6 protein-coding genes are annotated in these 8,322 nt (G+C 71.8%); 1 reads left to right on the plus strand and 5 read right to left on the minus strand.

Annotated features, from left to right (window positions below; all coding sequences use genetic code 11):
• From GH736_RS12875 to gabT, 5 genes are all read right to left on the minus strand, one after another.
• A partial coding sequence (locus tag GH736_RS12875; protein ID WP_159603883.1) for a universal stress protein occupies positions 1-482 on the minus strand: 482 nt, incomplete at its 3' end.
• Positions 479-1,861, minus strand: coding sequence for a flavin monoamine oxidase family protein (locus tag GH736_RS12880; protein WP_159603885.1), 1,383 nt, complete (start codon positions 1,859-1,861; stop codon positions 479-481). The genes GH736_RS12875 and GH736_RS12880, both read right to left, overlap by 4 nt.
• An 83-nt stretch (positions 1,862-1,944) precedes the next feature.
• Positions 1,945-3,423, minus strand: a complete 1,479-nt coding sequence (locus GH736_RS12885; protein ID WP_407922346.1) for an NAD-dependent succinate-semialdehyde dehydrogenase — start codon at positions 3,421-3,423, stop codon at positions 1,945-1,947.
• 49 nt (positions 3,424-3,472) lie between these two features.
• Positions 3,473-4,798: a Glu/Leu/Phe/Val family dehydrogenase gene (locus GH736_RS12890; RefSeq protein WP_407922347.1), complete on the minus strand. Its 1,326-nt coding sequence runs from the start codon at positions 4,796-4,798 to the stop codon at positions 3,473-3,475.
• Positions 4,795-6,099, minus strand: a complete 1,305-nt coding sequence (gabT, locus tag GH736_RS12895; RefSeq protein ID WP_235934156.1) for a 4-aminobutyrate--2-oxoglutarate transaminase — start codon at positions 6,097-6,099, stop codon at positions 4,795-4,797. The genes GH736_RS12890 and gabT overlap by 4 nt, the downstream gene beginning before the upstream one ends.
• On the opposite strand from gabT, the gene ligA reads away from it, so the two are divergent.
• The gene (gene ligA / locus GH736_RS12900; protein ID WP_235934158.1) at positions 6,001-8,220 is read left to right on the plus strand and encodes an NAD-dependent DNA ligase LigA; all 2,220 of its coding nucleotides are present in this window, start codon (positions 6,001-6,003) and stop codon (positions 8,218-8,220) included. The genes gabT and ligA overlap by 99 nt on opposite strands.
• The last annotated feature ends 102 nt before the right edge of the window (positions 8,221-8,322 follow it).

Here is an 8,322-nt window from a genome sequence, read left to right on the forward strand (position 1 = left end):
GAGCCCGACGGCGCCAGGGCCACGGGCACGTCGGACGAGTGCAGCAGCTCGTTCGCGACCGAGCCGATGCGCGACCGGCCGAACAGCCCGCCGCGGGCCGCGCCCACGACGATGAGCCGAGCACCGAACTCGTGCGCCGCGGCGATGAGGCCCTCGGCGAACGACTCCGCGTAGCGGATGTGGAGCAGCTGCGCGACGTCGGCATCATCATCGTCGTCGAGCGACTCGGATGCCTCGGCGAGCCACTCCCGCGACTGCTCCTTGAGGTGCCGCTCGTAGCCCGGGTCGCTCGGCACGGTGCTCGAACGCGCCTCACTGGGCAGGACCATCACGATGTCGAGCAGCGCCTCGCTCGCCCGTGCCAACCGGGTCGCGAGGGCGAGCGCGTCGGCGCCCGAGTCGTTCGCCGTGTACCCGACGACGATGCGCCGGGCAGCGGCGTCCGCGGAGCCGCCGGTCGCGGCATCCGTCGGCCCGTTCACGATGCGGCGAGGATCTCGTCGGCGACCTCTCGCCCGACGCGGATGGCGCCGTCGACGTGCTGGTAGCCCTTGCCGGCCATGTCGCTGCACGAGAAGTGGATGGGCCCGACGGGCGTGCGCAGGTCGGCCCCGTAGCGCGCGAGGCCGCCCATGTCGAAGCTCGCGGCGTAGGCGCCGCGCGTCCACTCCTCGGAGCCCCAGTCGCTCTCGTAGTAGACCACCGGGTGCTTGGCCTGCTCGCCGTAGTAGTGCGAGAGCGATTCGAGGATGCGTTCCTTGCGCTCCTCGGGGCTCAGCGAGAAGACGCCGTCGGCCTCCTCGTCGGCGACGAAGCCGACGAGCGTGCCGCGGGGATCCTCGTGGTTGGTGTTGTCGTAGGCCTCGTGCACGAGCTCATAGGGGCTGAACGCGGTGCCCGACAGGCCCTGTTCGCGCCAGAACGGCGTCTCGTAGACGGCATGCACCTTGATGACGAAGCCCATCGAGAGGTGCTGGTGCAGCTGCTGCTGCCGGCGGGGCAGCGGCGGCTCGTACGAGATGCGGCTGATGAGGATCGGGGGCACGGCGAGGATCACGTGCTTGGCGTGCACCTCGAGGTCGTCGGTCACGGCCACGACGCCGCGCGCGGGAGCCGCGCCATCGCTCTCGGAAAGGCCGGCCCAGCGCAGCGTGCGGACCGCCTGCCCGAGGCGCACGGCGCCGCCGAGCCGCTCGGCGAGCAGCAGCGGCACCTGCTGCAGGCCGCCGACGACGCGCCGGTCGAGGATGAAGTCGGCGTCGACGAGGTTCGAGAACGAGCCCGCGGAGGCCGCCATGAGCAGTGCCTGCAACGCCGAGAACGCGTGCGCGGGCTTGGTGAGCATGGCACCGGCGATGAACATGCCGATGTTCTCCCGCGCCTCGAGGTCGTCGGTCTGCGTCTCGAGCCAGCGAGAGAACGAGATCTCGTCGAGGTCCTTGGCCTGCGGGTGCTCCCACGGGCGGTCGGGGTCGATCTCGGCGACGAGGGCGTCGAGCTTCTCGATGAGGGTGAGGATCTCCTGCTCGGTCGCCGGCGGCACCGGGAAGATCTCGCCCTCGAACCGCTTCTGCTCGCCGTCGGGGCCGATGTAGATGTTCACGCCCTCGCGGTAGCGCGGGTAGGTCTCGAGGCCGAGCTCCTCGAGCGTCTCGATGAGCGCGTCCTGGTCGGGCGAGACCCACTGGCCGCCGATCTCGAGCATGGCGCCGTCGATGTCGTCGGTCCAGAGCCGCCCGCCGGCGCGGTCGCGCGCCTCGAGGACGACCACGGTGCGGCCGGCCTCCTTCAGCCGGGTGGCGGCGGTGAGGCCGGATGCCCCGGCGCCCACGATGACGACGTCGCAGTCGATGCGTTCCATGGTTCCTGTCTGACTTTCCTGGGGTGCGTGCTCGGTGAGGCGAGCGGATGCCGCGGCGCGCGGCCGCGGCATCCGCTCGCTGCTCAGCTCACCGGGATGAGCGTGTACTTCGTGTCGAGGTACTCGTGGATGCCCTCGAGACCGCCCTCGCGGCCGATGCCGGACTGCTTCACGCCGCCGAACGGCGCGGCCGCGTTCGAGACGAGGCCCGTGTTGAGGCCCATCATGCCGGTGGCCATGCGCTCGATGAGACGGTGACCGCGTGCGAGGTCCTGCGTGAAGACGTACGAGACGAGCCCGTACTCGGTGCCGTTGGCAAGGCGCACGGCCTCGTCTTCGTCGGAGAACGTGGTGATGCCGAGCACCGGCCCGAAGATCTCCTCGCTGAGCAGGCGGCTGCCCGCGGCGACGCCGGCCAGCACCGTCGGCGCGTAGAACGTGCCGTCGCCGTCGATGCGGGTGCCGCCGGTGAGCACGGTCGCGCCCTTCGACACGGCGTCCTGCACGAGCTCGTCGGTGGAGTCGACGGCCTTCTCGTCGATCAGCGGGCCGATGTTCACGCCGTCGTCGGTGCCGCGTCCGACCTTCATGGCCTTGACCCGGTCGGCGACCCGCTTCGCGAACTCGTCGGCGACCGACTCGTGCACGATGAAGCGGTTCGCCGCGGTGCAGGCCTGCCCGATGTTGCGGAACTTCGCGATCATCGCGCCGTCGACCGCCTTGTCGAGGTCGGCGTCCTCGAAGATGACGAACGGCGCGTTGCCGCCGAGCTCCATGGAGGTGCGGAGGATGCCCTGCGCCGCCTGCTGCATGAGGGTGCGGCCCACCTCGGTGGAGCCCGTGAACGAGAGCTTTCGCAGGCGCGGGTCGGCGATGATCGGCGCCGACACCTTCGACGACGTCGACGTGGGCACCACGTTCACGACGCCCTTCGGCAGGCCGACCTCCTCGAGCAGCTGCACGAACGCGATGGTCGTGAGCGGCGTGAGCGCCGGCGGCTTGATCACGACGGTGCAGCCCGCGGCGAGCGCCGGCGCGATCTTGCGTGTCGCCATCGCGAGCGGGAAGTTCCACGGCGTGATGAAGAACGACGGCCCGACCGGGCGCTGGGAGACGATCATGCGGCCGGTGCCTTCGGGGTTGAGCCCGTAGCGGCCCGAGATGCGCACCGCCTCCTCGCTGAACCAGCGGAGGAACTCGCCGCCGTAGGCGACCTCGCCGCGTGCCTCGGCGAGCGGCTTGCCCATCTCGAGCGTCATGAGGAGCGCGAAGTCCTCCTTGCGCTCCTGGAGCAGGTCGAACGCCCGGCGCAGCAGCTCGCCGCGCTCGCGGGGCGCGGTCGCGGCCCACGCGTCCTGGGCGGCCACGGCGGCGTCGAGCGCGCGGATGCCGTCGGCCGGCGAGGCATCCGCGATCTCCTTGATCGTCTCGCCCGTCGACGGGTCGGAGACGGCGAGGGTCTTGCCGCCCTCGGCCTCCACCCACTCGCCACCGATGAAGAGGCGGTCTGCGACCCGGTCGAGGACGGTGGTCTCGGCGGTGTGCTGCATGGTGTCGGTCATTGGTGCGATCCGTTTCGTGTCGGTCGGCCGGTTGGCGTGTGGTGCCCGATCAGGGGTAGAGGCCGCGGAGGCGGTGCGCCTCGGCGACGCGCTCGACGGCGAGCGCGGTGGCGGCGGTGCGGAGCGAGAGGTCGCGCGCCTCGGCATAGCCGAGCACATGCTGCCAGGCGCTGAGCATCCGCTCCTCCAGTCTGGACTCGACCTCGTCGGCGCGCCACCAGTAGGCCTGGTTCGCCTGCACCCACTCGAAGTAGGAGACGATTACGCCGCCGGCGTTGGCGAGGATGTCGGGCACGACAAGGATGCCGCGTTCGCGGAGGATGCGGTCGGCCGCCGGGGTCGTGGGGCCGTTGGCGCCCTCGACGATGACGCGGGCGAGCACGTCGCCGGCGTTGCCGTCGTGCAGCACGCCCTCCACTGCGGCGGGAACGAGCAGGTCGACGTCCTGGGTGAGCAGGTCGGCGCCGTCGAGCGCGTCGCCGCCGGGGAATCCGACCACCGAGCCGGTGGCCCGGACGTGCTCGGAGAGCGCCTCGACGTCGAGTCCGCCCGTGTTGAGGATCGCGCCGTACTGATCGCTGACCGCGGTGACCCGCACGCCGGCCGCCGACAGGAAGCGCGCGGCATCCGCACCCACCTTGCCGAAGCCCTGCACGGCCGCAGTCGAGCGGGCCGGGTCGAGCCCGACGTGGCGGAGCGCTGCGAGCGCGATATGCGTGACGCCACGGCTGGTCGCGCTCGCCCGGCCCTGCGAGCCGCCGAGCGCGATGGGCTTGCCGGTCACGATGCCGGGCACCGTGTAGCCGCTGTTCACCGAGTAGGTGTCCATGATCCAGGCCATGGTCTGCTCGTCGGTCCCGATGTCGGGCGCGGGGATGTCGCGCTCGGGGCCGATGATCGGCAGGATCTCGCTCGTGTAGCGGCGGGTGACGCGCTCGAGCTCGGCCATGGAGTGCTCGCGGGGGTCGATCGCGAGACCGCCCTTCGCGCCGCCGTAGGGCACGTCGAGCAGTGCGCACTTCCAGGTCATCCACATGGCGAGCGCCCGCACCTCGTCGAGGTTGACGTTGGGCGCGTACCGCAGGCCGCCCTTGGCGGGACCGCGCGAGAAGTTGTGCTGCACACGGTGGCCGATGTAGAGCCGGCTCTCGCCCGAGTCGAGGCGCAGCGGCACCGCGACGGTGAGCTCACGCCGCGGGGTCGCGAGCATCTGGTGCAGGCCGTTCTCGTAGCCGAGCAGCCCGATCGCCTCGGCGAGCTGGGCGCGCGCGTCGGTGAGCGGGGTCGCGATGTGGTCGACGGTGGGCGCCGGGCCGGGCGCGGGCGCGGCATCCGTTGCGGTCGACATCGTCGTCGCCGCGAGCAGGTCGGTCATGCGTTCTTCAGTCCTTCCGCGACGACCGAGAGGCCGTCGATGAGCAGTTCGTCGGAGATGGTGAGCGGGGGCAGGAAGCGGATGACGTTGCCGTACGTGCCGCAGGTGAGCAGCACGACGCCGTTCGCGTGCGCGTACTTGGCGATCGCGGTGGTGAGCGTCGCGTCGGGCGCACCGGTGGTGGGGTCGACGAGCTCGATCGCGACCATGGCGCCGCGGCCGCGGACATCGCCGATGCGGGGGTCGGCGGTGCGCAGCGCGTTGAGGCGGCCGATGAGCACGGCGCCGATCTCGCGGGCGCGCTCGATGAGGCCGTCCTGCTCGTACGCCTCGATCGTGGCGAGTGCGGCGGCGCAGGCGATCGGGCTGCCGGCGTAGGTGCCGCCGAGGCCGCCGGCCATCGCGGAGTCCATGATCTCGGCGCGGCCGGTGACCGCGGAGAGCGGCAGGCCGCCGGCGATGCCCTTCGCCGCGACGACGAGGTCGGGCACGATGCCCTCGTGCTCGCTCGCGAACCAGGCGCCGGTGCGGGCGAAGCCGGTCTGCACCTCGTCGGCGATGAAGACGACGTCGTTCGCGCGGCACCACTCGACGAGCGCGGGGAGGAAGCCCTGCGCGGGCACGATGAACCCGCCCTCGCCCTGGATGGGCTCGATGATGATCGCGGCGAGGTTCTCGGCGCCGACCTGCTTCTCGATGACCGAGATCGCCCGCGCCGCGGCCTCGGCGCCCGAGAGGCCGCCGTCGCGGAAGGGGTAGCTCAGCGGCGCGCGGTACACCTCTGACGCGAACGGCCCGAAGCCGCTCTTGTACGGGATGTTCTTCGCGGTGAGGCCCATGGTGAGGTTCGTGCGGCCGTGGTAGGCGTGGTCGAACGCGACGACGGCCTGCTTCTTCGTGAAGTGCCGGGCGATCTTCACGGCGTTCTCGACGGCCTCGGCACCCGAGTTGAAGAGCGCCGAGCGCTTGGCGTGGCCACCGGGGGTGAGGGCGTTGAGCTTCTCGGCGACGGCGACGTAGCCCTCGTAGGGCGCCACGGTGAAGCACGTGTGGGTGAAGGGCCCGGCGCGCGAGGCATCCGAGCCCGCCCGATCCGGCCGCGGCGGTGCGCGTGGGACGCCGTCGGCGGGCCTCCCTAGACTGTCGATGTGGCGGACGACGACATCGACCAGGGCATCAGCCTCCCCGACGCGGCCGACGAGGTGGAGCGCCTCACGATCCGCATCAACGAGGCGCGCGACGCGTACTACGAGCGCGATACGACGATCATCTCCGACGCCGAGTACGACGGGCTCATGCACGAGCTCGAGGCGCTGGAGCGCGCGTATCCCGAGCTGCAGAGCCAGGACAGCCCCACGCTGACCGTGGGGGGGCGCGGCGAGACCACGCTCTTCGCGCCCGTGCAGCACGCGGAGCGCATGCTGAGCCTCGACAACGTCTTCTCGCCCGACGAGCTCGCCGACTGGGCGAATCGCGCGCAGGCGTCGGCGGGGCGTCCGGTGCACTGGCTGTGCGAGCTCAAGATCGACGGCCTGGCCCTCAATCTCCGTTACGAGCACGGGCGGCTCGTCACTGCGGCCACGCGCGGCGACGGCCGCGTCGGCGAGGACGTCACCGAGAACGTGCGGTACATCAGCGGCATCCCGACGAAGCTCGCCGGCACGGGGCATCCGCCCCTCGTCGAGGTGCGAGGCGAGGTGTTCTTCCCCACTGCGCTGTTCGACGAGCTCAACGCCCGGCAGACGGCTGCGGGCGAGCGCGAGTTCGCCAACGCGCGCAACGCGGCCAGCGGCTCGCTCCGGCAGAAGGCCGAGAACAAGAACGCCGCCCAGCTGGCCCTCATGCGCGACCGCCTGTCGCGGCTGCGCATGCTCGTGCACGGCATCGGCGCCTGGCCGGATCCGCCGGTGTCCGCGCAGTCCGAGGTCTACGAGCTGCTCGCGGGATGGGGGCTGCCCACCAGTCCGCACTTCCGGGTGCTCGACTCGGTGCGGGGAGTGCAGGAGTTCGTGGCGCACCACGGCGAGCACCGCCACGACGTCGAGCACGAGATCGACGGCATCGTCGTGAAGGTCGACGAGCTCGCGCTGCACGACGAGCTCGGCGCGACCAGCCGGGCGCCCCGGTGGGCGATCGCCTACAAGTACCCGCCCGAGCAGGTGAACACCAAGCTCCTCGACGTGGTCGTGAGCGTCGGGCGCACCGGCCGTGCGACGCCGTTCGCGGTGATGGAGCCGGTTCGCGTCGCCGGCTCCGTGGTGCGGCAGGCGACCCTCCACAACCAGGAGGTCGTGAAGGCCAAGGGCGTGCTCATCGGCGACACGGTGGTGCTGCGCAAGGCCGGCGACGTCATCCCCGAGGTGCTCGGACCGGTCGTCGAACTCCGCGACGGCACCGAGCGCGCCTTCGTGATGCCCGCGGAGTGCCCCGAGTGCGGCACGCCGCTGCGGCCGATGAAGGAGGGCGACATCGACCTGCGCTGCCCCAACGCGCGCAGCTGTCCGGCGCAGGTGCGCGGGCGGGTCGAGCACATCGGCTCGAGGGGCGCACTCGACGTCGAGGCGCTGGGCGAGGTGTCGGCCGCCGCCCTGACGCATCCCGCGGTGCCGGCAGAGCCGCCGCTGCCGACCGAGGCCGGGCTCTTCGACCTGACCGTGCGCGAGCTCTTCCCGATCGAGGTGGTCGTACGCGACGTCGAGACGGGGCTTCCCCGCCTGGAGGACGACGGAACGCCGGTGTACCGGGCGCCGTTCCGCCGACTGCGGCGGCGCACCGGCAAGGGGGCCGACCCCGCGTACGACGCCGATGCCGCCGAGTTCGCCGGCGATGCGACCCACGTGCCGTCGAAGGCGGCCTACGAGCTCGTCGCCAACCTCGAGCTGGCGAAGACGAAGCCGCTCTGGCGCATCCTGGTCGCCCTCAACATCCGGCACGTCGGCCCGGTCGCCGCTCGCGCGCTCGCCGATCACTTCGGCTCGCTCGACGCGATCAGGTCGGCCGAGCGGGCGGAGCTCGCCGAGGTCGACGGCGTCGGCCCGATCATCGCCGACTCGCTGCTCGAGTGGTTCGAGGTCGACTGGCATCGCGAGATCCTCGACCGGTGGACCGCGTCGGGGGTGCAGTTCACGACGCCCGGTCATCCGGGACCGGGCGCGGCGGCCTCGTCCGGAGGAGTGCTGGCCGGGCTCACGATCGTCGCGACGGGATCGCTCGACGGCTTCACGCGCGAGGGCGCGCAGGAGGCGATCATCGCCGCCGGCGGCAAGGCCGCCTCGAGCGTGTCGAAGAACACCGACTTCGTCGCAGCCGGTCCCGGCGCGGGCTCGAAGCTCGCGAAGGCCGAGGCGCTCGGCCTTCGGGTGATCGATGCCGCGCAGTTCGCGCGGCTGGTCACCGAAGGACCGGCAGCGCTCGAGAGCTGAACGCCGAGGGGGGACCGTGGGGAACGAAGGCACCAGTCCTGAAGCGAGGGCCGAGGACGGCGCACCGCCGGACGGCGCGGCCGGCGCCTCCCGCCGGGACTT

The organism is Agromyces humi (genome assembly GCF_009720255.1).
In the GTDB taxonomy this organism is placed as follows: domain Bacteria; phylum Actinomycetota; class Actinomycetes; order Actinomycetales; family Microbacteriaceae; genus Agromyces; species Agromyces humi.